The organism is Nonomuraea glycinis (assembly GCF_035920485.1).
In the GTDB taxonomy this organism is placed as follows: Bacteria; Actinomycetota; Actinomycetes; order Streptosporangiales; family Streptosporangiaceae; genus Nonomuraea; species Nonomuraea glycinis.
The window spans coordinates 1,108,132-1,130,848 of the sequence record NZ_CP109166.1; the positions used below are offsets into that span (position 1 = coordinate 1,108,132).

The following is a 22,717-nucleotide window of genomic DNA, read 5'->3' on the forward strand; positions in this document are numbered from 1 at the left end:
AAGCCTCACGCACGCCGCTTCTTGCGCACCTGGTGGACGATCGCGGCGGTGCCGATGACCGCGACGGTCGCACCGGCCGCGGTGAGCGTGGCCTCCTTGACCGGCAGCCGCCTGCCGACCACGGTCGTCCGGTTCTCGCGCAGCTCCAGCACCTGCGCGAGCGCGGCCTCGTTGGTCCAGGCCGGCTTCCAGCCCGCCTCACGCAGCCCCACGCAGTCGACCACCCACGGATAGACGACATAGTGCAGGTCCGTGGCGGGAGCCGGGGTGATGCCCAGCCGGTGCAGCCGCTGCGCGGTGCCGAACGTCAATCCGGCGGGCAGCTCGAAGCGGCGGATCCCGGACAGCTCCTCGACCTTGTCCTGCTCCAGCCATCCGTCGGAGCCCACGGCCACCACCCCGCTGATCGCGCCCTTCGCGGCCAGCTCCAGCGCCGAGACCAGGTCGTCGATGTGGCAGAACTGCCAGCGCGGCTCGCACCCCTTGACGGTGAGCAGCCTCGGTGACTCGAAGTGGCGGGTGATGACGGTGTCCACGCCGGGGCCGACGACCGCGGCCGGGCGCAGCACCGTCAGCTCCAGCCCCGGATGACTGCGCAGCGACCTGCGTACGAGCGCCTCGATCTCCAGGTAGTCGCCCACCACGCCGGTGTCGGGCTCGGCCGCGACCGGGCCGTCCTCGGCGAGGGGCACGTCGTTGTCGGGCGCCGCGCCGTACACCATCGCACTCGTGACGAGCACGACGCGGCGGACGCGCGCGGCCGCGCTGGCGGTCAGCACGGTCTGCGCCGCTCTCAGGTTGTACGCCCGCCGCTCCCCTGGGTTGGCGTCGACGGCGTAGTCACCGGCCAGATGGACCAGGACGTCGATGTCGGAGATTCGGTTCGCCAAGAGCGGATCTCGTACGTCGATCACTCTCCACGTGGCCTCCTTGATGTCGCCGCGCTCCTCGTCAATGGCCACCACCCTGCGGAAATCCTGGGAGGAGACGAGCTTTGCGAGCAACTCACGGCCCAGGCCTGAGGCAGCACCTGTGACCGCTACGACTGGTTGGCGCGGGCGTTTCGAGGTAGGCACCAGGTCCTCACTTTGCACTGATCCGCCGTAGGACGACTAACGTGGCGGATGTGGACTCCTCCATCCTGCACGAGGTAGAGCGGTGACTGACCTGCCAGGTCGCGAAAACGACCCCAACGAGAATCCGTTCGCCATGTTCGGCGACCCTGAGCAGATGGCTCAGGCGATGCGCCAGTTCGCCGACATGCTGTCGGCGCCGCAGGGCTCCGGCCCTGTCAACTGGGACATGGCCAAGAACATCGCCCGCCACGCCGTGGTCGCAGAGGGCGATCCCAGCGTCATGGAGGGTGAGCGACGCCAGATCGTCGACGCCCTCCAGCTGGCCGACCTGTGGCTCAATGAGGCCACCGCGCTGCCCAGCGGCGTGTCCGGCCCACAGGCGTGGAGCCGCTCCGAGTGGATCGAGAACACGATCCCGGTGTGGCGCAAGCTGGCCGAGCCGATCGCCGAGCGCATGGTCGAGACCATGAGCGGCGCGCTCGGCGGCGCCAACCTGCCGCCTGAGGCCCAGCAGATGGCCGGGCCGCTGATGGGCATGATGAAGCAGATGGGCGGCATGATGGTCGGTCAGCAGATCGGCCAGGCGCTCGGCTCGCTGGCGCGCGAGGTGATCGGCACGACCGACATCGGGCTGCCGCTGTCGGACACCGCCGCGCTGCTGCCCGGCGGCATCGCCTCCTTCAGCGAGGGCCTGGAGCATCCGGCCGACGAGATCCGGCTCTATCTGGCGCTGCGCGAGGCGGCGCACCACCGGCTCTTCCAGCACGTGCCGTGGTTGCGCGGGCACCTGCTCGGCGCCGTCGAGGAATATGCCAGGGGCATCACGGTCGACACCTCCGCGCTGGAGGAGCAGATCCGCGGCCTCGACATCAACAACCCCGAGGCGCTCCAGGAGGCGCTCAGCGGGGGCGCCCTGCTCAAGCCCGAGGAGACCGAGCGGCAGAAGGCCGCCCTGGCTCGCCTGGAGACGATGCTCGCGCTGGTCGAGGGCTGGGTGGCGACGGTGGTCGACGAGGCCGCCGCAGGCAAGCTGCCCTCCGCCGTGGCGCTGGCGGAGACCGTACGACGTCGTCGTGCGACGGGCGGTCCGGCCGAGCTGACCTTCGGCACGCTCGTCGGCCTGGAGCTGCGTCCGCGCAGGCTGCGGGAGGCGGCGGCGCTGTGGCAGGCGCTGAAGCAGGAGCGCGGGATCGACGGGCGCGACGCGCTGTGGGGTCACCCCGACCTCATGCCGCACGCCGACGACCTGGACGACCCCGAGGCGTTCGTGCGCGGCGAGGCCGCGTGGGACATCTCACAGCTCGACCGCAAGCCCGACGACGAGGGCGACCAGAATTGAGCCTGCACCACGACGCGGTGAGCGTGCTCACCGCGTGGGCCGCGCCGACGGCCGAGGAGGAGGCGCTGCGCGCGGAGTTCCTCGAGCATCTGGCGGCGCACGACGACGCGATGCTGCGCCAGTGCGTTCCCGGCCATCTGACGGCGACGACGGCGGTGCTGTCGCACGACGGCGCGCGAGTGCTGCTCACCCTGCACCCCAAGGCCGGCATGTGGCTGCCCATGGGCGGCCACTGTGAGCCGGGCGACCGCACGCTGACGGAGGTCGCGCTCCGCGAAGCCGTGGAGGAGTCGGGCATCGCGGACCTGGAGTTGCTGCCCGGCCCGCTGGCGCTGGACAAGCACCGGGTCTGGTGTCATCCGCCGGACAGCCGGCATTTCGACGTCGAGTACGCCGCCGTGGCCCCTCGGGGGGCCGAAGCGGTCATCAGTGATGAATCGCTGGATCTGCGCTGGTTCCCGATCGACGGGATCCCCGAGCTCTCCGACGAGGCGACCCGCCGCCTGGCCGCACGCGGGCAGGCCGCTCTTACCTCGCGCTCACGCGCGTTTGGCTAGAGTCCCCGGGAGATATCGCATCGTTCCAAAGGGGGGCATGTGGAGGTTTCGGCGGAAAGTCCCGTCGGCGGCACCATTGTCACCCCTGTTCGCCGCAAGCGCAGTGGGCGCGCCCGCGCCACGCTGACCTGGCTGGCCGTGACGCCGTTCGCGGCCTGGGCCGTCGCCAGGCTGGCGTGGCTGGAGCGCGGGTCGATCTCGACCCAGCTCATGACCGCCACCCCGTACGCCGCCGCGGGTTCGCTGATCCCCCTGCTCATCGCCGCGCTGGGGCGCAGGCGCGCCGCCACCGTGGTCGCCCTGCTCACCACCACCGCGCTCGGCTTCAGCGTGCTGCCCCGGGCGTTCGGCACGGCTGAGGCCACTCCGGGCAGTCCGCTCAGGGTGCTGAGCATCAACATGCTGTTCGGGCAGGCCGACACCCAGGCGATCATGAAGATGGTGTACGACCTCGACGCCGACGTGCTCAACACGCAGGAGCTGACTCCCGAGGCGGTCGAGCGGCTGGACCAGGCCGGCCTGCGTGAGCTGATGCCGCACCGCGTGGTCCAGGCCGAATGGTCCGCGGGCGGGAGCGGGTTGTTCTCCAGGCATCCACTCGACCCGATCGCCGGTGTGGCGGCGCGCTCCGGGAGCCACAACATGCCCGCGGCGCGGCTGACGCTGCCCGGCGCCCGGCCGATCGAGTTCATCGACGTCCATCCGTTCCCGCCGCTCGGCCGTCAGGTGACCGAGTGGAACGAGTCCCTGGAGTCCTTCCCCGGCGCCTCCGCCGAGACCGTGCGGATCCTGGCCGGCGACTTCAACGCCTCACTCGACCACGCGGCGATGCGCCGCCTGCTCGATCGCGGCTACAAGGACGCCGCCGCCCAGGTCGGCGCCGGGCTGATCCCCACCTGGCCGGCGAACAAGCGGATTCCGCCGATCATCACCATCGACCATGTGCTGGTCGACCATCGGGTGGGGGTGAAGGCCGTCAGCGTGCACGACGTGCCCGGCACCGATCACCGGGCGGTGTTCGCGGAGCTCACCGTGCCGTGAGCAGGGCGCGCGTGTTGTCCCAGCCTTCGAGGCCGGGGTCCAGGCGCTCGACGTCGTCCGGGGTGCGCAGGCGGTGCCAGCCCGGCGTGGTCGCCACCATCCGCGAGCCGGGAGCCTGCGCGCGCAGCGTCGCCACCAGGTCCGGGTCGTCCAGGTCCGGGTCCGCCCAAGCGGGTGCGGGCAGGCCGCAGGCCAGCGCGACGGCCCCGCCGCGTTCGGCCGGGCTGACCGTGATCTGCGCCCGGCCCAGCTCCCTGAACAGCTTGCCGACCAGCAGCGGCGGCAGGTCCGGCGCGTCGCCCGCGATCACCGCCGCCTGGTCGCCGCCGAGCCTGCCGAGGATGCTCCTGAGTGATTCGTCCTCGGCGATGGAGATCACCTCGGTGCCGGGCCAGACGATCTCGTCCAGGCCGGGGACGCTCGTCACCAGGACGGGGGTCACGAGCTCCAGGCCGGAGACCATCTCGTAGGTGTCCTCGGCCACCGCCTCCAGCCACGACCGTGCGTCGACGCCTCGGGGTGCGGACCTCGCCATGCTCTGCCGTACCAGGACCGCGACGACGCGCGTCAACATTCCTCCGGTGCCGTCTGCGCCGCGACGGAGAATCCTTCGAGGAACCCGCGCGCCCGCTCTGCCTTGGGATATTGTTCGACCAGCGCCCAGAAACGGGGGCCGTGGCTCGGCACCAGCAGGTGCACGAGCTCGTGGATGATGACGTAGTTGATGACCCATTCGGGTAGGCCCTTGAGGCGGGTCGAGATCCTGATCGTGCCGCTCTCCGGAGTGCACGAGCCCCATCGATGCTGCTGGTTGTCAACCCAGCGGACGCTCACGGGGTCGGCTCTGCCGTCGAGATACTTCATCGACAGCTCCTTGGCCCGCTCGAGGAGCGCTTCGTCCGTCGGCCGCCGTCGGCGTTCCTTCGCAGCAAGCCGATCGAGCATCCGGCTCACCCACTCATCAGCGTCCTCGCCGCTCAGCCAGGCGGGCAGGAGCACAATCGTCTTGTCGCCGTCACGGTATGCGGAGACCGTGCGCCGGCGACGAGAACTACGTCGGACCTCGACTGTCTCGGGGGGCACATATGCACGTTAGCCGAGACTGGCGGAATTCCACAGAGGGTGGACGCTGTTTCTGCTGGTCAGATGATTAAGACCCGGTGAATTTGGGAACACGACTTTCCCGATGCGCCGTCAGGCCCTCGATCATGTCGGCGGATGTCATGGTCACCGGCTGAGCCAGGGATTCCCATCTGAGCGCGGCTTCCAGGTGTTGATGATCCTCATTGAGTGCCACTTTCGTGAGTTTGGTGGCAATGGGGGCGTTGCCGGCCACCGTTCTGGCGATAGCCATCACTTCCGACATAAGGTCATTTTTTGGGAAAGATCGATTTACTAGGGCTTTGTCGGCTGCTTCGGCGCCTGAGAGGGTACGTCCCGTCAGGAGCATCTCCCTCGCCAGGCCGGTGCCCGCCCGCCTCGGCAGCAGGTAGGTGGCGGCCATCCCCGGGTGCAGGCCGAGCGCGGTGAACGGTGCCAGCAGCTTGGCGTCGTCGGCGGCGTACACGAGGTCGCACGCCAGCGCCACGCACAGGCCCGCCCCCACGGCCGCGCCGTTCACCGCGGCGATCGTGGGAACCTCCAGCTCGGTGATGGAGAGCCAGGAACGGTAGAAGGCGAGCATCCTGTCGCGCAGCCGATCCACCGGCTCCACGCCCCGCTCCCCCAGCCACGACAGGTCCCCGCCGGCGCAGAAGGCGCTGCCGGCGCCGGTGACCACGACGCAACGGACGTCTCGGTCCCTGGCGAGGGCGGCCATGGTCCGTTGCCAGGCGTCGGTCATGCCGTCGGTCATGGCGTTGCGTACGTCGGGGCGGTTGAGGGTGACCAGGACGACGCCGTCGTCCTGGTGATCGACGAGAAGCTCGCTCATGCGGGGAAGCGTAGCTTTGGAGCGGCCGTCTCCGGTGGGTGGTCCGTCTTCATCGGGCGGTTATCCACAGGGTTTCTGGTGTTGGCGGAAGTTATCCACAGGGCCGAGAAAAGAGTCTCGGGATCTTGGAGACTCGTGCGAATCTTCGCGGCATGAGGCCACGCGTGAAACCCGCCCTGCGGTGCGTCGACCGTGACGAGCACACCCTCCAGATCGGCCTGCACCCTCAGCGGGCGCTCATGCTGAACGGCCTGACCCGGCCGATCCGCCAGTGGTTCGACACTCTCGACGGCACCCGTGACCTCGCCCACGTCCTGCGCGAGGCCGTGGCGGCCGGACTGGACGAGCCCAGCGCCCGATCCCTGCTCGATCAGCTCATGCGACAGGGCGTGATCCACGACGCCGGCGCCCCGCCGTTGCCTCTCCCCTTGGCGGAGCTCGACCGTCTCAGGCCCGACCTGGACGCCCTGGATCTGGCTTCGTCCACCCCTGACGGCGGCCGGGAGACGATGCGCCGCAGGAGACAGGCGCAGGTGCGCGTCTACGGCGCCGGCCGGGTGGGCGCCCAGATCGTCGCCCTGCTGGCCGCTGCCGGCGTGGGCACGATCCGCGTGATCGATCCCGAACCGACCCGCCCGGAGGACCTCACGCCCGGCGGCCTGACCTGGTCCGAGCTCGGCCTCAGCCGCCAGGACGGCGCGGTGGCACTCGCCCGCAGAGCGACCAGCCCAATCCCACAAGAGCCCACCCACAACCCCACCCCGAGTTCCCCGAGCTCTCCCCCTACCACCAGCATCACCAACCGTCGAAGCCGCACCAAAGACGCCAAACCGGGCCGCGCGCCCTCAACCGGCAGCACTGCAGACCACCCGGGCCGGATCCCGGGTGCGAGACCCGGCCGCGCCCTTTCTGCCCCCAGCGGTGCGGACCATCGCGGCACCACCGTGGACGCCGACCCCGGCAAGCCACCCGCGGCGCGTGCAGACCGCGAGGGCACGAACACCAGACCCGGCCGCGCCCGCTCCGCCCTCAGCGGTGCGAAGCCCTGGGATCCGACCGTGGACGCGAAGGCCGGTGGGCCTTACCTGGGCGACAGAACCCAGCGGCCCGACCTCGTGATCCTCGCTCCGGTGCGCCCGCTCGACCGGGTGCTCGCCAACGAGCTCCTCGACCTCGGCATCCCTCACCTTCTCGTGTCGGCCTTCGAGGGCCACGGTTGCGTGGGGCCGCTGGTCCTGCCTGGTCAGAGCGCATGTCTGCATTGCCTAGACTTGGCTCGTCGCGACGGCGACCCCGCCTGGCCGATCGTCACCGCACGCCTCGGCGGCTTCCCTCCTGGCGAAATCGCCTGCGATGGCGTCCTCGCGAGCCTGGTGGCGGCAGCGGCGACCGGCCACGCACTCGCTCATCTCGAGGGCCGGGACGCGGTTGTGACCAACGGCACAAGGGATGTCTCTCCCGATGGGAACTGGGAACGACGATCGTGGGTCATGCATCCGCAATGTCGGTGTACGCGAAACAACCCATATCCGCGCACAATGGTCATGTCAGCTACCTGTGATTGACATGTTCAGGTATCGACCACGAAGGGGGGAAGTGGCGTCCCGTCTGGGATTCCGCGCATCAGTGTGAGCGATCTTCCACGCCGAGCAGTCACGCGCTCCGCCAAGTTGGCCGCCCTTCCACTCGGTTTCGCCGGTCGCACCGCCATGGGGCTGGGCAAGCGCATCGGCGGCAAGTCCGCGGAGATCGTCGCGGAGGAGATCCAGCAGCGCACCGCCGAGCAGATCTTCAAGGTCCTCGGCGAGCTCAAGGGCGGGGCCATGAAGCTCGGCCAAGCCCTGTCCATCTTCGAGGCGGCCCTGCCGCAGGAGATCGTCGGCCCGTACCGCGCCACGCTCACCAAGCTTCAGGACGCCGCGCCGCCGCTGCCGGCCGCCACCGTCCACAAGGTGCTCAGCGAGCAGCTCGGCGACGACTGGCGCGACAACTTCCTCTCCTTCGACGACCAGCCGACCGCGGCCGCCTCCATCGGCCAGGTGCACAAGGCCGTGTGGCATGACGGCCGGCAGGTCGCGGTCAAGATCCAATACCCGGGAGCCGGTAAGGCTCTGCTCGGCGACTTCGCGCAGTTGGCCCGCCTGGGCAAGATGTTCGGCGCGCTGCTTCCCGGTCTCGACATCAAGGCGGTGCTGGCCGAGTTGCGCGATCGGGTCGCCGAAGAGCTCGACTACCTGCGCGAGGCCGAGGCCCAGCACGCGTTCGCCCTGGAATTCCACAACGACCCCGACTTCCACGTTCCCGACGTGATCGCCGCCAACGAGATGATCCTGGTCAGCGAGTGGATGGACGGCACCCCGCTGTCCCGCGTCATCACCGACGGCACCAAGGAGGAGCGGGATCACGCCGGTCTGCTGTTCGTCCGGTTCCTGTTCTGCTCGCCGGCCCGCGTCGGCATGCTGCACGCTGACCCGCACCCGGGCAACTTCCGCATGCTGTCCAACGGCAAGCTCGGCATCCTCGACTTCGGCGCCGTCAACCGGATGCCCGGCGGCTACCCCCAGGTCTTCGGTCTCCTGACCCGCATCTTCAACCAGGGCGACATGGAAACCGTCGTCAACGGGCTGCGTGACGAGGGCTTCATCCGCCCCGGCATTGAGATCGACCCCGACGCCTTGCGCGCCTTCCTCGCCCCCTACGTCGAGCCGACAGCCGTCGAAGAGTTCACCTTCAGCCGCGAATGGCTTCGAGCCCAGGCAGCCAGCGTCACCGATCTCCGCCCCACCAATGTCGTGCGCCAGCTCAACCTGCCGGCCTCCTACGTCCTCATCCACCGCGTGCACGCCGCCGGAGTGGGTGTCCTATGCCAGCTCGGCACCACGGCCCGCTTCCGCGACGAGGCCATCCGCTGGGTCCCCGGCTTCCTGGACGACCCCAACGACGAAGCCCTCGCCGTGCCCTGAAGGCCGACTTCCGCCGCCCTGAGACAAGGCTCCAGCCCTTCCCGCTGACGAAACCCGGGGGCACATCCCTCGAACGTCCTTCAAGCCCTCCAAACGTGTCTTTGAGTCACCCGCAGGGGTGATCACGAGAGAAGGCCGTGGAGGGTCAGCACTTCCGCAGCGCGGCGCGGGTCTGCTGGGTGGACATGGGAGGGGTCTGCAAGGGGTGGGCCGTGGTGGCGCGTAGGCCGTCCAGGGTCAGGGTGAGATGTCGTCGCCAGGCTCGCGGCGCTACCTTGTGGGTGGCCCTGATGGTCGCCGCCACGCCCCAGAGCACGAAGGCCATGTCGGCGAGGGTGATGTCGGGCCGCAACTCCCCGTATCGCTGAGCGCGGTCGAGGATTTCCAGCATCAGGCCGTACCCACGATCGCCGTCCACCGGTGCCGTCCGTGCGGCGAGGTCGTTGTAGCCGAGGTCGGCGCCCTGCAGTTCGCACACGCCGGTCAGGAACACCACGAACCCATCCCAGGCGTCGTCCATCGCCAGCGCCCGCTCAGTCAGGTCGGCCACGGTCGCCACTCGGTCCGCGAAGACCGCCTCCACCAGGGCGTCCCGCATGGGGAACCAGTTGTAGAGCGTCCGCCCCATGGCCCAGTCCGCCTTCCCATGGAGCCCTGGCCCCGGTCCGCCATGGAAGCTCTGGAGAGGTGCTTCAGGGGGAAGTGGGTTCGAAGAGTTCGATGAGGTTGCCGGCTGGGTCGGCCAGGAGGATCTGGTGTCCGCCGGGACCGGCGATGACGTCGCTGCGGAAGGACAGTCCGGCGGTGCGTAGCCGGGCGATCTCGGCTTCGAGGTCGTGAACGATGAGGTGGATGCGGTTGCGACCGGCGGCGGTGGAGTCGTCGGGTGTGGCGCGGGCACCGGAGCTCGCGGGGCCGGACAGGAGCAGGCGCAGGGGGCCGCGTACCACGTCGGCGAAGGCGGGGGCCGGGTTGGTGCGCAGGGTGAAGCCCAGGTGGCTCGTGTAGAAGTGGACGGCGGCGGCCACGTCGTCGACGATGTAGCGGACGCCGGCGAGTTCGTCGGGTGTGGTGGTCATGGCTCGATCTCCGGGTTCGTGGCGTGGGCGAGGACGGGCAGTAGGTAGCGGATACGGGTGTCGATCTCCGCCGCCATGTCGCTGAAAGCGGAGTAACTCACCCTGTCGATGTCGCTCATCGCTACCTGGTCGATGTCGCGGCTGACTGCCTGACCGATGTCGCTGGTAGCTACCCGGTCGAGGTCGCGGCTGACTGCCTGACCGATGTCGCGGCTGACTGTCTGGCCGGTGTCGCTGGTAGCTACCCGGTCGAGGTCGCGGCTGGCTGTCTGGCCGATGTCGCTGGTAGCTGCCTGGCCGGTGTCGCGGCTGGCTGTCTGGTCGAGGTCGCTGGTGGTTGGCTGGTCGAGGTCGTGGGTGGGGGGTGGGGCGGGGATGCTCCAATGGGTCTGGCGTGGTCGGCCGGTGAAGTCGGGGCAGACCTCGCGGACCTTGTCGCACAGGGTGATCAGGTGATCGAAGCGGCGGTGGGCCACCGTGTCCAGGTGGCGGGGCCGCTGGTCGGCGACGTCGATGCCGTAGTGCTCGCGTAGGACTCGTACGACGTGGGGGTGTATGCGCGGGTTGGGGTGACTGCCGGCGCTGGTCACCTTCACGTGGCCGCCGGTGCGGTGGCGCAGCAGGGCCTCGGCTATCGGTGAGCGGGCGCTGTTGCCCGTACATGCGAAGAGCACGCTAAGGCGGGGTGTGGCGGTGGCCGGTGGCGGGGTGGGGGCCAGGCCCAGCGCTGGATGCACAGCGAGGCCGGTGAGCGCTGGATGCAGGGCGAGGCCGGTGGCGGTCAGGGCGTGGGTGCAGCGCTCCAGGTCCAGGTGGTAGTAGCTGTCGCGGGCGTCGAAGCTGCTCCTGTGGGCGGTGACCAGGCCGCCGCCGCGGAGCAGCCGTAGATGGTAGGAGATCAGGCTCTGCGGCTCGCCGAGCAGGTGGACCAGCTCACGGACCCGATAGTCGCTCATGGCCAGTGCGGTCAGCAGCCGCCACCGCAGCGGGTGGGCGGCCAGCCGCACGAACGCCGGAGGCGTCTGATCGGTGGACACCATGCCAGCAGAATACATCAATTTCATTTGATGGACTTCAGGCCGGTCGATGGGCGCTGTGCGGCTTGCCGAGTTGATGCCTGGGTTCGATGTCCTCCAGGAGATGTGCACCCCGCGGACCGGGCAGCGAACCGTCTGTGGCGTTGCTCGTCGAGTTCTTTCGGGGTGCTTACGACGGCTCGCCAGGGCTTAGCCGGTGGCCCTGGGGCGCGCATGCTTACGGCGTAATCACCAGGAAGGAAACCGGAAGGAAGGTCGTACATGCGTCTCTATCGGATAGCCGCCGTGGCTGCCTATGTCTGTGCCGTGCTGCTGGTCGTGAATGTGCTGCGTCGCGCGGGGGTCGTCCCCGAGACGACGCTCACCCATGCCATCGCCCCGTTCGGAGCGCTGACGGGACTGTTCGCGCTCACCGGGCTGTACCTGCTCATCCGTGGCAGCGCGGGGAATCTCGGCCTGATCGGATACCTGCTCAACTCCGCCGGTCTCGCGGGAGCGTTCGCCATCGAGTACGCGCTGCACTTCATCTTCCCCTCGCTCGACGGCACCACGGTCACCGGGCTCCTCGCGGGGGGCACGGGGATGGCGTTCCTCGTCACTTCGGTCGTTCTGGTGGCGGGGGTGCTGACGTTCGGCGCGGCGGCCCTCCGGAGCGGCCTGCTTCCTCCACCGGGCGTCGCCCTCTACGTCGTGGGGATGATTCCCGGCTCGCTGCGAAGCGCGTTACCGGTGCCGGTCTACCTCATCGGCCTGGTCGTGGCCGCGGCGGGGATCGTCTGGATGGCCACCCGCCTGTGGTCGGCCGAGGACGATCCGGGGATGGTCGCCGCCTCCGGGGCCGTCGCGCACTGACGGCCGAGCCGCACAGGTCAGGAGCCGGGAACGACACCGCCCCGCGCGGAACAGGTCGTGTTCCGCGCGGGGCGATCGAGTTGATCTCGGAGGATCCGGGAGATCCTGCGCCGGCGGCAGGATCTCCCGGATCAGCCCTCCATGCCCAGGGCCCGGCTGAGGCGCTCATTCGCCCGTCGGACCCGGCGCTCAGCTCGCTGGATGCGGCTGATGCGAGCGACCAGGCGTTGCTCTCGCGCCTCCCGATGGAGGGTTTGTATTCGGTCGTTTACCAATTCATGGTAGAGATACGGCGCCGAGATGTGACTCGTCGGGATGCTCATTGCCTGTCTTCTTTCTGTCGGAAGGCTGTGCAGGAACTTCAGGCAGCGACCGGGTGCTTGCGCGGACGCCCGCGCGGACGCTTACGGGGTACGACGGTCCCGCGGAGGATCAGCTCGCCACCCCAGACGCCCCATGGCTCCTCGCGCTCGAGCGCGCGGGCCAGGCAGGCCTTCTGGATCGGGCAGCCGCCACAGAGCGCCTTGGCGAACTCGACGTCCTCCGGCGACTCTGCGAACCACAGGTCAGGGTCGGTACGGCAGGGGATCTCGGCTTCGTCGATCAGGTCCATGATCGTCTTCGCCCCCATCTGCTTTCTCCTTCGATCGGTCTTTTTGATCTTGTTCTGGCACCTCGTGGGTGTTCGGGGGATCACGGACAAACAAAAAGACCGCGGATCCTGTGTGCGGATCCGCGGCCTGGGGGGCTGCTATGTGCCGGTCAGGTTATGACCGGCGCATCCCTCCAGGGTTGCGGACCGCACCTTCCACCCTTGGTGAACTGCGGGGTCGGCACTTCATTGCCTGCGACGAAGACAGGAGCGATCAGGGCGGCCGCACCGAAATGGGCACGCGCGTAGAAAGCCGGGTCCTGACGCCGGGCAGACTGCTCCCGCCGCAGCTTGGCCGGCCCATCGACGAGCCTGACCGAGTCACGGCATGCGGAAGCGAGCCACTGCGTGGCCGTCATCTTGATGCTGATCACCGGGGCTCACCTCCACTCTGGGATCGTCGGGCTGATTGCCCGACTCGCTTGTCCAAGACCCTAAACCGGGATCCGGGAACTGGGCAACATATTTTCTACCTGCAGTTTTACGATTTTCTCAACCGGATCATGACCTCCTGCACCACCGACACCACCAGCTCGCCCGACGCGGTGAACATCTCGCCCCGCGCGAGCCCTCTCGCCGCCCCTGACCAGGGGGATTCCTGGGCGTACAGCAGCCAGTCGTCGGCCCGGAACGGCCGGTGGAACCACATGGCGTGATCAAGGGAGGCGCCCATCATGTCCGAGGCGCCCCAGGCCATGCCGTGCGCCAGCAGGACCGTGTCGACCAGGGTGAAGTCGGAGGCGTAGGCGGCCAGCACCACGTGCAGCAGCGGATCGTCCGGCAGGTCGGCGTCGTAGCGGAACCAGACGTTGGTCTCGGCGGAGCGCAGCTCCGGCTTCATGTACGCCTCCCAGGTCAGCGGGGAGGCGTACCGGGAGTCCACCGGGCGCGGCCGGGAGACCCATTCGCGTAGTTCGGGGTGGGTGCCGAGCAGCCCCGACATCCGCTCCTGGTAGCCGGGCAGCGACTCGGCGTCCGGCACGTCCGGTTTCACCAGTGCCTGGTGCTGCACGCCGTCCTCCAGGACGTGGAACGACGCGGACATCGTGAAGATGGTCTTGCCGTGCTGGATGGCCGTGACCCGGCGGGTGGTGAACGACCTGCCGTCCCGCACCCGTTCGACGTTGTAGACGATCGGCACCGAGGGGTCGCCGGGGCGGATGAAGTAGGCGTGCAGGGAGTGCACGTTCCGGTCGGAGTCCACGGTGCGACCGGCCGCGACCAGCGCCTGCGCGGCGACCTGCCCGCCGAAGACGCGTTGGATGCGCTCCCTCGGGCTGCGCCCCCGGAACAGGTCCAGTTCGAGCTGCTCAAGATCGAGCAGGTCGAGGAGTTCCTTCAGCGCCTCGTTCACAGATCCCCCTTGCGTCAGCCGTACGGGCGCAAGTCTGCCGTGTCCAGAAATCCGCCCGTCAACATGGTGCCATCACCGCGGAACCGCCCATCACGGAGAAGCGGCGCGGCAGAGGCCGAGGACCGCCTCGCCGTAGCGGTCGAGCTTGACGCGGCCGATGCCGGCGATGGACAACAGCTCCTGCTCGGTGGTGGGCGCGCGCTCCGCGATGGCCTGCAGCGTCACATCGGTGAACACGACGTACGGCGGCAGCTTCGCCTCCTTGGCGGTGGCCGCGCGCCAGACCTTCAGGTTCTCCAGCAGGGCCTCGTCGTAGTCGGCCGGGCAGGTGGCGCAGCGGCCCAGCTTCTGCTCCGGCGCCGTCGTCAGGGACCTGGCGCAGACCCGGCAGCTCACCGGAGGCGCGACCGTACGACGTTCGCGGGCGGGCGCCGCCGCGCGCGGGGAGGCGGGCGTGCGGCCGGTGAGGCCGTCCAGGAAGCGGGACGGGCGGCGGCTCTTACGGCCTCCGGGGGCGCGGGACAGCGCCCAGGACAGGGACAGGTGCTCGCGGGCCCGGGTGACGCCGACGTAGAGCAGGCGGCGCTCCTCCTCGATCTGCTCCGAGGTCTCGGCGTAGATGATGGGGATCATGCCGTCGGTCAGGCCGACGAGGAAGACGGCGTCCCACTCCAGGCCCTTGGCGGCGTGCAGGGAGGCCAGGGTGACCCCCTCGATCGGCGGCGCGTGCTGCTCGGACGCGCGGCGTTCGAGCTCGGCGACGAACGCCTGCAGATCCGCGCCGGTGGCGGCCAGGTCCTCGGCCAGGTCCGCCAGGGCCTTGAGGGACTCCCACTTCTCGCGTGCCTTGCCGCCGCCGGGCGGTGCCGGCGTCAGGCCGACGCCCGCCAGGATGTGGTGGACCTCGGCGGCCAGCGGCTCGCCGGCTGCGGAGCGGGCCGCGCCGCGCAGCAGCACGACCGCCTGCCGTACCTCTGGACGCTCGAAGAAGCGCTCGGCCCCGCGCAGGACGTAGGGGATCTCGGCCTTGGACAGGGCCTGCTCGTAGGCCTCCGACTGGGAGTTGGTGCGGAACAGCACGGCGATCTCGCGGGACGGCACGCCCTGGTCGATCAGCTTGCGGATGGCGCGGGCGACTCCGGCGGCCTCGGCCGGCTCGTCGTCGTAGTCGGCGAAGGTCGGCCGGGGGCCTTCGGGGCGCTGCGCGATCAGCTCCACGCGGTGCGGTGATCTGCCCTTGGCGATGACCAGGTTGGCCAGGTCCACCACCTGAGGCGTGGAGCGGTAGTCACGGACCAGCTTGATGACCGCGGCGTCCGGGTGCTCGACGGCGAAGCCGGTCAGGTAGCGCGGGGTGGCGCCGGTGAAGGAGTAGATCGTCTGGTTGGGGTCGCCGACCACGCACACGTCCTTGCGCCCGCCGAGCCAGGTGTCGAGCAGGAGCTTCTGCAGCGGGTTGACGTCTTGGTACTCGTCGACGACGAAGTAGCGGTATTGCTGGCGGATCTGGCCCGCCACCTCCTGGTGCTCGGTCATCACCGCGGCGGTGAGCTCCAGGATGGTCTCGAAGTCGACCAGGTGGCGCTCGCGCCTGATCCGCTCGTAGCCCTCGTAGAGGCGGGCCACCTCCTCGGCGGGCACGGGAGAGGTGCGGTGGTGCTTGGCCGCCGCCGCGACGTAGTCCTCCGGCCCGACCTGGGTGACCTTGGCCCACTCGACCTCGGCCGCGATGTCCCGCAACTCGGACCGATCCGGATTTTTCCGGATCTGGCGGCAGGCTTCCACCAGCACCGGCAGCTTGGACTCGATCACCGAAGGCGCCTCGCCACCGATCACCCGGGGCCAGAAATAGGTGAGCTGCCGCAGCGCGGCGGCGTGGAAGGTGCGCGCCTGCACCCCGGGCGCGCCCAGCGCGCGAAGCCGCTGCCGCAGCTCGCCGGCCGCCCGTGTGGTGAATGTCACTGCCAGCACGCTGCGTGCGTCGACGACTCCGCTGCGCACGGCATGAGCGATGCGGTGCGTAATCGCTCTGGTCTTGCCCGTGCCGGCGCCGGCGAGCACGCAGACCGGCCCACGCAGGGTCTCTGCCACCTCACGCTGCTCCGGATCGAGCCCGGACAGCACGTCATCCACGCTGTTCACTCATCCAGTCTCCCAGTCGGTGGCGGTCCGGACTCCATTCTGGCAAGCTGCGGCATTCACCCGCTGTGAGGCAACGAGGTGCAAAGAACCGGTCGCTTCCATCACAATGGGGCCGTCCCTGAGCATGGAGGAGAAAGGAAGGCCGTGCGAACAGCGGTTTCCTTGAGCGCGATCGCGCTCACGTGTGTCGCGCTCACGCCCGCGACCGCGTCGGCGAACACGGACCCCGTACCGGGTCCGACACCGACGACCTCCGTGACCGATCTGGACGGGATGGGTGGTTTAGCCTCGGAGACCGTCTCCTACGGCAAGCACCGCCACCAGCAGATGGACGTCTGGTGGACCCCCGACGGGCAGAAGCGCCCCGGCATCTTCATCGTGCACGGCGGCTGGTGGTCCAGCGGCGACAAGAAGCAGATGACCGAGATCACGCGGAGTTACGCCGACCGCGGCTACACGGTCTTCAACCTCAACTACCGGCTCTCCACCGAGGCGGCCTGGCCCGCGCAGCGCATCGACGCGCTGGACGCCATCGCCACGGCCAAGCGGCACGCCGCCCGATGGGCGTTCGACTCGAACAACTTCGTGGTGACCGGCTTCTCCGCGGGCGGGCACATCGCCGCCGCCGTGGGCACCTACGGCAACGGTATGCCGGGGCTCAAGGGCGTCGTGGGCCTGTCGCCGATCATCTCGCCGCTGCGCGCCTACACCGACGGCGCCACCGCCGCCGACCCCTACGCCCAGCAGCTCCGCAAGGCGGCGATCCGGCTGGCCGGCGGCTGCGCGCCCAAGGGCAAGTGCTCGCGGGTCTGGGCCAGCATGGAGGTCGCCTGGCACGCCAGCAGCAAGGACGCGCCGATGCTGACCGTGCACTCGCAGTTCGAGTTCGTGCCTCCGGTGCAGAGCATGCTGCTGAAGAAGATGCTGGGCAAGGCGGGGGTACCGGTGAAGGTCGTCACCGTGCCGGGCACGGCGCACGCCTCCGGGCTCTACCGCGACGTGCGCGTGGCCGAGCGGGTGCAGGCCTGGATTTCCGAACGCATCGGATAGGGGATTACCGGGGCGTCCCGCGTTGTTGCACGGGACGCCCGTTCCTGACCTTGGAGGAATCCCTGACATGGCGCTCACGGTCTACAGCACTTCGTGGTGCGGTCCCTGTAAGCGGCTGAAGTCGCAGCTGACCCGAGAAGGCATCCGCTTCGATGAGATCGACATCGAGCGCGACCCCGACGCGGCCGCGTTCGTGATGAGTGTCAACAACGGGAACCAGGTCGTGCCGACCGTGGTGATCGAGACGGCCAAGGGGCGCGTGGTCCGCACCAACCCCTCGGCCCGCGAGGTGAAGGCCCTCCTGGAAGCGGCCTGACCTACCAGTCACCCTCGAGGGGCTTGCCGTACCACGTCTCGATGAGACGGCGGGCGATGGAGACCGACGGCGGAAGACGCAGCTCTCCGGACTCCAGGGCCTCGGCCAGCTCCTCGCGGGAGAACCAGCGGGCTTCGGCGATCTCCTCGGTGTCGGGGGTCAGGTCGGTGGTGAGGGCTTCGGCGAAGAACCCGAGCATGAGGCTGCGCGGGAACGGCCAGGGCTGGCTGCCGAGATAGTGCGGGTTGGTGACCGCGATGCCGACCTCCTCGGCCACCTCGCGGACGACGGCGGCCTCCAGGGACTCGCCGGGCTCCACGAAGCCGGCCAGGATCGACAGGCGGCCTTCGGGCCAGTGCGGGCCGCGGGCGAGCAGGCAGCGGTCGTCGGCGTCGCGGATCAGCATGATGACCGCGGGGTCGACGCGGGGGAAGTGCTGGCTCGCGTCCTCCGGGCAGACCCGGATGTGGCCGCCCGCCCGCACCTCGGTGCGGGTGCCGCAGCGCGGGCAGAAGTCGTGGGTGGTGTGCCAGGCCTCGAGCGCGACCGCGTAGACCAGCAGGCCGGCGTCGCGGTCGCCGAGCAGCCCGCCGGCCTGCCGCAGGCCGGCGGGGACCGCCTGGCCGTCGGGGGCGTCCCGCAGGCTCATGACGCTGGACAGGCGGCCGTTGACCTCGCCGTCGTGCCCGCCGGGCACGCCGGGCAGCGGCGCGGCCACCGCGAAGTAGGCGACGTCGTCCGCGACGCCCAGCAGATAGCGCTCGCCGGGCGGGGCCTCGGCGGTGGTGAGGAGCACGGCGTGGACCTCGTCGCCGGTGCGCCTGACGAGGGTGCGGCCGTTGTCGACGAGGAGCACCCGGGTCGCCGGATCCGCCCAGGCACGTTCCAACCAGGCGTCGTCGGCGCGCAGCGCGCCCGATCTGTCGATGGTGCCGCGTGCGAGGAGCAGCGGTCCGATGAGTTGCTCTTCCGCGGTTTCCACGGCCCCACCCTTCCTAAATCCCATGTCATCCTATGACCTCGGGGTTGTCCCCCGATTACGAATCCACGGCTTCAGCCGGATCTTCGAGGGACTAGGATCTTGTGAGTTAGGTTAGCCTTACCTGATCCTCCGGGGGTGCCTCGCGTTGCGGCTCTACCTGACCGCGCTCAAAGCGACCGATTCGGTGACCGGCGGATTCCTGCCCGCCGCCCGCGCGCTGGGGTGTGAGGTGACGATCCTCACCGACCGGCCGGAGCGGCATCCCGGCGCCGTCGCCTGCGACGTGCGCGACCCGCGCGCCCTGATCGACACGATCGAGCACCTCGGCAGGCCCGACGCCCTCTTCTCCAACTCCGATCATCTGCAGGCGGAGACGGCCATGGCCGCCGACTACTTCGGGCTGCCCGGCAAGGACTGGCGGGCCTGCCTGACCGCCAAGAACAAGTTCCTGACCCGCCGCAGGCTCGCGCAGGCGGGGATCGAGCGGGTCCGCTCCGTCCGGCTGGGGCCCGGGGATCCGGTGCCGGACGGGCTGACGTACCCGCTCGTGGTCAAACCCAGGGAGGGGGTGGCCAGCGAGGACGTGCTGTACGTGGCGTCCGATCTGGCCGGAGCGGTCCGTACGATCAGGCGGCGACGGCCCGGCGAGTCGCTGGTCGTGGAGGAATATCTGGAGGGGCCGCTGCGCACGCTGGAGACCCTGGGCGACGGGGAGACGATCCAGGTGCTCGGCGGGTTCGCCACCACGCTGGGGCCGCTGCCGTACTTCGTCGAGGAGCGGCTGGACTGGGCGCCGGACGGGCCGCACGAGCACGTGCTGGCGGCGCTGCGGGCCATCGGGGCGGGCTTCGGCGCCTGCCACACCGAGTACGTCGACACCGCGCGCGGGCCGCGGATCGTCGAGATCAACTACCGGGTGATCGGCGACCACTGCGACTTCCTGCTCGCCGACCTGCTCGGCGTGCCGCTGTTCGAGTGGATCCTGCGGGTTCATCTCGGCGAGCGGGCACCGCGGGTGCCCGCCGTCGACCGGTACGGCAGCGCGGTCAGCCTGGTCGCCGGCCGATCCGGCACGATCACCTCGGCGCCCGGGGCGGAGGAGCTCGCCCGGGACGGCGTCCGGCTCTGGCACCGGCCGCTGCGCCAGGTCGGCGACCGGGTGGAGCGGACCCACACCAACCGCGACTACCTGGGCGTGATCAGGGCCGTCGGGCCGGACCGGGCCCGGGTGGACGCGGCCGTGCTCGACTACCGCGCCACCCGGCCCTGGGTCGTCGGATGAGGTCCAGGGAGGCGTACCTGGCCGCCCGGGTGCTCAACGCCCTGCTGCGCGAGGACTACGGCAGGCTGTCGGCCCGGGTGGGCAGGAGCCGGAGCGGCGTCGGGCTGACGCTGGCCGACGGGCGGCTGGTGCGGCTGGCGACCGGCGCGCCGTTCCAGGACTTCGTGGTGGCCCCCGGCCAGCAGCTCGGGCTGGAGCAGGTGCTGGAGACGCTGGCCGAGCTCGCCGACCCGCAGGACGCGGCGGGCGTGGCGGCGTTCTTCGAGGAGTGCGTGGCGGCGCTGGCCGCCCTGGAGCTGCACGACGCGCACCTGCCCGACGTACTGGCCAGGAAGCCCTCCTACGAGTCGCTGGCGGCGTTCGCCGACCATCCGGTCTATCCGACCTCACGGGCCCGGCAGGGGCTGTCGGAGGCCGATCTGCTGGCGTACGCGCCGGAGTTCGCGCCCTCGTTCGAGCTGCGCTGGGCGGCGGTGCCGCGCAGGATGCTGGAGCCGGGCTCCGCGCTCGGGCTGCCCGCGGACGTGCGGGCGTGGGAGCTGTCGGACGGGGAGGCGCTCTTTCCGGTGCATCCGCTGACCGTGGGCGAGGTGCGCGGGATCGACGGGGTGCGGGTGCTGGAGGAGCCGCGTGTCACCGTACGGCCCACGCTGTCGATGCGGACCGTGGAGATCGACGCCCGCACGCATCTCAAGCTGCCGCTGCCCACCAGCACCCTCGGCCTGCGCAACCGGCGCTCGATCAAGGCCGGCACCCTGCGCGACGGCGCCCGCGCGGAGCTGCTGCTGCGCGCGCTCGCCGACTCCGACGTGCTGATCGCCGACGAGCAGAGCCACGCGCACGCGGGGCACGAGTACCTCGCCTGGATGGTGCGCAGGCTCCCGGCCGGGAAGGTGGTGCCGGTCGCGGCGCTGGCGATCCCGGGTGTGCTGGCCGAGCTGGGCGACGTGCTGCCCGCCTACCTGCGCCTCCTGCTGCGCTGGAACGTACGGCTGTTCGTCGAGTACGGCGTCGCGCTGGAGGCGCACCAGCAGAACCTGTCCCTGGTCTTCACCGGCGAGGGGATGAAGCTGCTGGTCAAGGACAACGACGGGCTGCTGGCCTCGCCCGCCAGGCTCGCGGCGGCCGGGGTCGCGGTGCCCGAGTTCGGCGATCCCCGGATGCTGACCGACGACCCGCACGCGCTGGCCGACGTGTTCGTGACCATCACGCTCCACCTGGCGGCCGCCGCCATCGCCTTCGGGGCGCTGCCGCACGCCCGCGCGGCCGCGCTGCTGCGCGACACGCTGGCCGAGGCGCTCAACGGCTACGGCGACGACCCGATGGCCAGACTCCTGCGGGCCAGGACGCTCGACGCAGCCCGGCTCACCGGCAAGTCCATGGTCACCGCCGGGACGCTGGTGGCCAAGGAGCGGACCGGCGCGGCGGACGTGAACAAGTTCTACGGCACCAGCGGGCCCAACTACCTGAGGAGAGCTTGAATGCACGGTCTGGCCCTCACCTCGCCCGCCGAGGAGGCCGAGGGGGCGACGCTCGCGGCGCTGCTGCGCTGCTGCGTCCGGGAGGTCGCCGGACCGCGCGGCCTGGTCTGGCCGGCTCCGCCGTACGTGCTGCTGCGGGTGGGCGGCGAGCTGCTGCGGGCGCGCACGCGCGGCGGCGCGGCGCTGCGCTTCGAGGGGTGTCCCGAGCGGCTCGAAGCGGGCGCCTGGCACCCCCTGACGACCGACGAGCTGGTACGGCTGGCACAGGTGGACCTGGGGCGTGGACGCGGCCACAACGAGGAGTTCGCCGGGCAGGTGGCGGCCAGTCGTACGGCCATGGCGGTGATCCTGCGGGCCAGGGCCGCCGCCGTGCCGCCGGCCGATCCGTGGCTGGCCTCGGAGCAGGCGCTGGTGTACGGGCACCCGTTCCACCCGAGCCCGAAGGCGCGGGGCGGGCGGGGGTGGCTGCGGTACGCGCCCGAGGCGCACGCGAGTTTCCCGCTCCGGCTGCTGGGAGTGCGGGCGGACGCGCTGGCGCAGGAGGGCGACGTGACGGCGCTGGACGGGCTGGGAGAGGCGCCCGCCGGTTATCGGCTGCTGCCCGCGCATCCGTGGCAGCTCGACCTGCTGCGGCCCGCTCTGGGGGGCGAGCTGGTGGATCTGGGGCCGGGGCCCGCCGTCATGCCGACCTCGTCGGTGCGGACGGTGTACGCGCCGGATGCCGGGGTGTGCCTGAAGTTCAGCCTGGACGTGCGGATCACCAACTGTGTACGGAAGAACGCGTGGTACGAGCTGGCCGGGGCGGTGGAGCTGACCCGCCGACTCACCCCTATTTTCCACGATATTTCGCGAAAACATCCTGGGACGCGGTGGCTGCCCGAGCCCGGCTACCGCTCGGCCGACCTCGGCCCGCGCCTGCTGGAGGGCCTCGGCGTGATCGTCAGAACCGGGCCGTGGACGGGCGGCTCCCCCGGCGTCACCCCGATCCTGGCCGGGGCCCTGGCCGCCGGCTCGCCCGCCCCGGAGGCGCTGGGCCGCGATCCGCTCGCGTGGTGGACCGCCTACGTCTCGGCGGTGGCCCGGCCGGTGCTGGAGCTCTACTTCACCCACGGCGTGATCCTGGAGCCGCACCTGCAGAACGTCCTGGTGGACCTGGACGCCTCCGGGCTGCCCGTGGCGGCCGTCTTCCGCGACCTGGAGGGCGCCAAGCTCGTCACCGGCCGGCACGACCTGACCGGGCTCGCTCCGCAGGTGGCGCGGGCCGTGTCGTACGACGCCGAGCGGGGCTGGGCGCGGGTGGTCTACTGCCTGCTGGTCAACCACCTGGTGGAGATCGCCGCCACGGTGGCGGGCCACGGCGCGGACGGCGCGGGGGAGATCCTGCCGGAGCTGTGGAAGGCGGCCCGCGAGATCCTCCTCCAGCAGGCCGGCGAACTGGGCCGGCCGCTGCCGCTGTCCGACCTGCTGGCGGGCTCCCCGCTGCCGGCCAAGGCCAACCTGAGCGTGCGCTGGGCCAGGGCGGCCGACCGGTCCGCCGGATACGTACCGATCGCCAACCCGCTCGCGTGATCGCCCCGGAGG

General features: G+C 70.4%; 23 protein-coding genes. 11 read left to right on the forward strand and 12 right to left on the reverse strand.

Features of this window, described 5'->3' with window-relative positions:
* Nucleotides 1-5: 5 nt before the first annotated feature.
* On the reverse strand, nucleotides 6-1,079 hold the full coding sequence (locus OHA68_RS05090; RefSeq protein ID WP_327109461.1) for an NAD-dependent epimerase/dehydratase family protein: 1,074 nt from the start codon (nucleotides 1,077-1,079) through the stop codon (nucleotides 6-8).
* A 79-nt stretch (nucleotides 1,080-1,158) separates the two neighbouring features.
* On the opposite strand from OHA68_RS05090, the gene OHA68_RS05095 reads away from it, so the two are divergent.
* From OHA68_RS05095 to OHA68_RS05105, 3 genes are read left to right on the forward strand one after another with little or no spacing between them, the layout of a single operon-like run.
* Nucleotides 1,159-2,415 (forward strand): zinc-dependent metalloprotease, encoded by a 1,257-nt coding sequence (locus OHA68_RS05095; RefSeq protein WP_225277779.1) that lies wholly within the window; start codon nucleotides 1,159-1,161, stop codon nucleotides 2,413-2,415.
* Nucleotides 2,412-2,972, forward strand: a complete 561-nt coding sequence (locus OHA68_RS05100) for an NUDIX hydrolase (protein ID WP_327106562.1) — start codon at nucleotides 2,412-2,414, stop codon at nucleotides 2,970-2,972. Before OHA68_RS05095 ends, OHA68_RS05100 begins: the two co-directional genes overlap by 4 nt.
* Nucleotides 2,973-3,011: 39 nt before the next feature.
* Nucleotides 3,012-4,013 (forward strand): endonuclease/exonuclease/phosphatase family protein, encoded by a 1,002-nt coding sequence (locus OHA68_RS05105; RefSeq protein ID WP_327106563.1) that lies wholly within the window; start codon nucleotides 3,012-3,014, stop codon nucleotides 4,011-4,013.
* Here the strand turns inward: OHA68_RS05105 and OHA68_RS05110 are convergent.
* The 3 genes from OHA68_RS05110 to OHA68_RS05120 form a co-directional block, all read right to left on the reverse strand.
* Nucleotides 4,000-4,587 carry a hypothetical protein gene (locus OHA68_RS05110; RefSeq protein WP_225277778.1) on the reverse strand — a complete coding sequence of 196 codons (588 nt, stop codon included), beginning with the start codon at nucleotides 4,585-4,587 and terminating at the stop codon, nucleotides 4,000-4,002. The two genes, OHA68_RS05105 and OHA68_RS05110, sit on opposite strands and share 14 nt — an antisense overlap.
* Nucleotides 4,581-5,096 (reverse strand): M48 metallopeptidase family protein, encoded by a 516-nt coding sequence (locus OHA68_RS05115; RefSeq protein ID WP_189141766.1) that lies wholly within the window; start codon nucleotides 5,094-5,096, stop codon nucleotides 4,581-4,583. The genes OHA68_RS05110 and OHA68_RS05115 overlap by 7 nt, the downstream gene beginning before the upstream one ends.
* Before the next feature lie 67 nt (nucleotides 5,097-5,163).
* Entirely contained in the window at nucleotides 5,164-5,946 is a 783-nt protein-coding gene (locus OHA68_RS05120) for an enoyl-CoA hydratase/isomerase family protein (protein ID WP_327106564.1), read from the reverse strand.
* A 152-nt stretch (nucleotides 5,947-6,098) separates the two neighbouring features.
* On the opposite strand from OHA68_RS05120, the gene OHA68_RS05125 reads away from it, so the two are divergent.
* Nucleotides 6,099-7,511 (forward strand): ThiF family adenylyltransferase, encoded by a 1,413-nt coding sequence (locus OHA68_RS05125; protein WP_327106565.1) that lies wholly within the window; start codon nucleotides 6,099-6,101, stop codon nucleotides 7,509-7,511.
* A gap of 105 nt (nucleotides 7,512-7,616) precedes the next feature.
* Complete coding sequence (locus tag OHA68_RS05130) at nucleotides 7,617-8,909, forward strand: ABC1 kinase family protein (protein ID WP_456094121.1); 1,293 nt, start codon at nucleotides 7,617-7,619, stop codon at nucleotides 8,907-8,909.
* 145 nt (nucleotides 8,910-9,054) lie between these two features.
* Here OHA68_RS05130 and OHA68_RS05135 read toward each other — a convergent pair whose 3' ends face one another.
* The 3 genes from OHA68_RS05135 to OHA68_RS05145 all read right to left on the reverse strand — a co-directional run bounded on the left by OHA68_RS05135 (nucleotide 9,055) and on the right by OHA68_RS05145 (nucleotide 11,028).
* The gene (locus tag OHA68_RS05135; protein ID WP_327106567.1) at nucleotides 9,055-9,537 is read right to left on the reverse strand and encodes an SbtR family transcriptional regulator; all 483 of its coding nucleotides are present in this window, start codon (nucleotides 9,535-9,537) and stop codon (nucleotides 9,055-9,057) included.
* A gap of 64 nt (nucleotides 9,538-9,601) precedes the next feature.
* Nucleotides 9,602-9,988, reverse strand: a complete 387-nt coding sequence (locus tag OHA68_RS05140; RefSeq protein ID WP_327106568.1) for a VOC family protein — start codon at nucleotides 9,986-9,988, stop codon at nucleotides 9,602-9,604.
* On the reverse strand, nucleotides 9,985-11,028 hold the full coding sequence (locus OHA68_RS05145; protein ID WP_327106569.1) for an arsenate reductase/protein-tyrosine-phosphatase family protein: 1,044 nt from the start codon (nucleotides 11,026-11,028) through the stop codon (nucleotides 9,985-9,987). Before OHA68_RS05145 ends, OHA68_RS05140 begins: the two co-directional genes overlap by 4 nt.
* A 258-nt stretch (nucleotides 11,029-11,286) precedes the next feature.
* On the opposite strand from OHA68_RS05145, the gene OHA68_RS05150 reads away from it, so the two are divergent.
* Entirely contained in the window at nucleotides 11,287-11,877 is a 591-nt protein-coding gene (locus OHA68_RS05150) for a hypothetical protein (protein ID WP_327106570.1), read from the forward strand.
* A gap of 361 nt (nucleotides 11,878-12,238) precedes the next feature.
* Here the strand turns inward: OHA68_RS05150 and OHA68_RS05155 are convergent, their stop codons facing one another.
* The 4 genes from OHA68_RS05155 to OHA68_RS05170 form a co-directional block, all read right to left on the reverse strand.
* Nucleotides 12,239-12,508: a WhiB family transcriptional regulator gene (locus OHA68_RS05155; protein ID WP_189141775.1), complete on the reverse strand. Its 270-nt coding sequence runs from the start codon at nucleotides 12,506-12,508 to the stop codon at nucleotides 12,239-12,241.
* Between the two features lie 131 nt (nucleotides 12,509-12,639).
* A complete protein-coding gene (locus OHA68_RS05160; protein ID WP_327106571.1) occupies nucleotides 12,640-12,903 on the reverse strand; it encodes a hypothetical protein in 264 nt (87 codons plus the stop codon).
* A gap of 107 nt (nucleotides 12,904-13,010) precedes the next feature.
* A complete protein-coding gene (locus OHA68_RS05165) occupies nucleotides 13,011-13,883 on the reverse strand; it encodes an acyl-CoA thioesterase (RefSeq protein ID WP_327106572.1) in 873 nt (290 codons plus the stop codon).
* 90 nt (nucleotides 13,884-13,973) lie between these two features.
* Entirely contained in the window at nucleotides 13,974-16,016 is a 2,043-nt protein-coding gene (locus tag OHA68_RS05170) for an ATP-dependent DNA helicase UvrD2 (RefSeq protein WP_327109462.1), read from the reverse strand.
* Between the two features lie 264 nt (nucleotides 16,017-16,280).
* Here OHA68_RS05170 and OHA68_RS05175 point away from each other — a divergent pair, with 264 nt between their 5' ends.
* Nucleotides 16,281-17,075 (forward strand): alpha/beta hydrolase, encoded by a 795-nt coding sequence (locus tag OHA68_RS05175; protein ID WP_327106573.1) that lies wholly within the window; start codon nucleotides 16,281-16,283, stop codon nucleotides 17,073-17,075.
* Nucleotides 17,076-17,142: 67 nt separating this feature from the next.
* Nucleotides 17,143-17,391, forward strand: coding sequence for a glutaredoxin family protein (locus tag OHA68_RS05180; RefSeq protein WP_263652783.1), 249 nt, complete (start codon nucleotides 17,143-17,145; stop codon nucleotides 17,389-17,391).
* 1 nt (nucleotide 17,392) lies between these two features.
* Here the strand turns inward: OHA68_RS05180 and nudC are convergent, their stop codons facing one another.
* Complete coding sequence (gene nudC / locus OHA68_RS05185; RefSeq protein ID WP_327106574.1) at nucleotides 17,393-18,373, reverse strand: NAD(+) diphosphatase; 981 nt, start codon at nucleotides 18,371-18,373, stop codon at nucleotides 17,393-17,395.
* Nucleotides 18,374-18,518: 145 nt separating this feature from the next.
* On the opposite strand from nudC, the gene OHA68_RS05190 reads away from it, so the two are divergent.
* The 3 genes from OHA68_RS05190 to OHA68_RS05200 are packed head-to-tail and all read left to right on the forward strand — an operon-like array spanning nucleotide 18,519 to nucleotide 22,705.
* Nucleotides 18,519-19,655 (forward strand): ATP-grasp domain-containing protein, encoded by a 1,137-nt coding sequence (locus OHA68_RS05190; protein ID WP_327106575.1) that lies wholly within the window; start codon nucleotides 18,519-18,521, stop codon nucleotides 19,653-19,655.
* Nucleotides 19,652-21,136, forward strand: coding sequence for an IucA/IucC family protein (locus OHA68_RS05195; RefSeq protein ID WP_327106576.1), 1,485 nt, complete (start codon nucleotides 19,652-19,654; stop codon nucleotides 21,134-21,136). The genes OHA68_RS05190 and OHA68_RS05195 overlap by 4 nt, the downstream gene beginning before the upstream one ends.
* Nucleotides 21,137-22,705, forward strand: coding sequence for an IucA/IucC family protein (locus OHA68_RS05200; protein ID WP_327106577.1), 1,569 nt, complete (start codon nucleotides 21,137-21,139; stop codon nucleotides 22,703-22,705).
* Nucleotides 22,706-22,717: the final 12 nt, after the last annotated feature.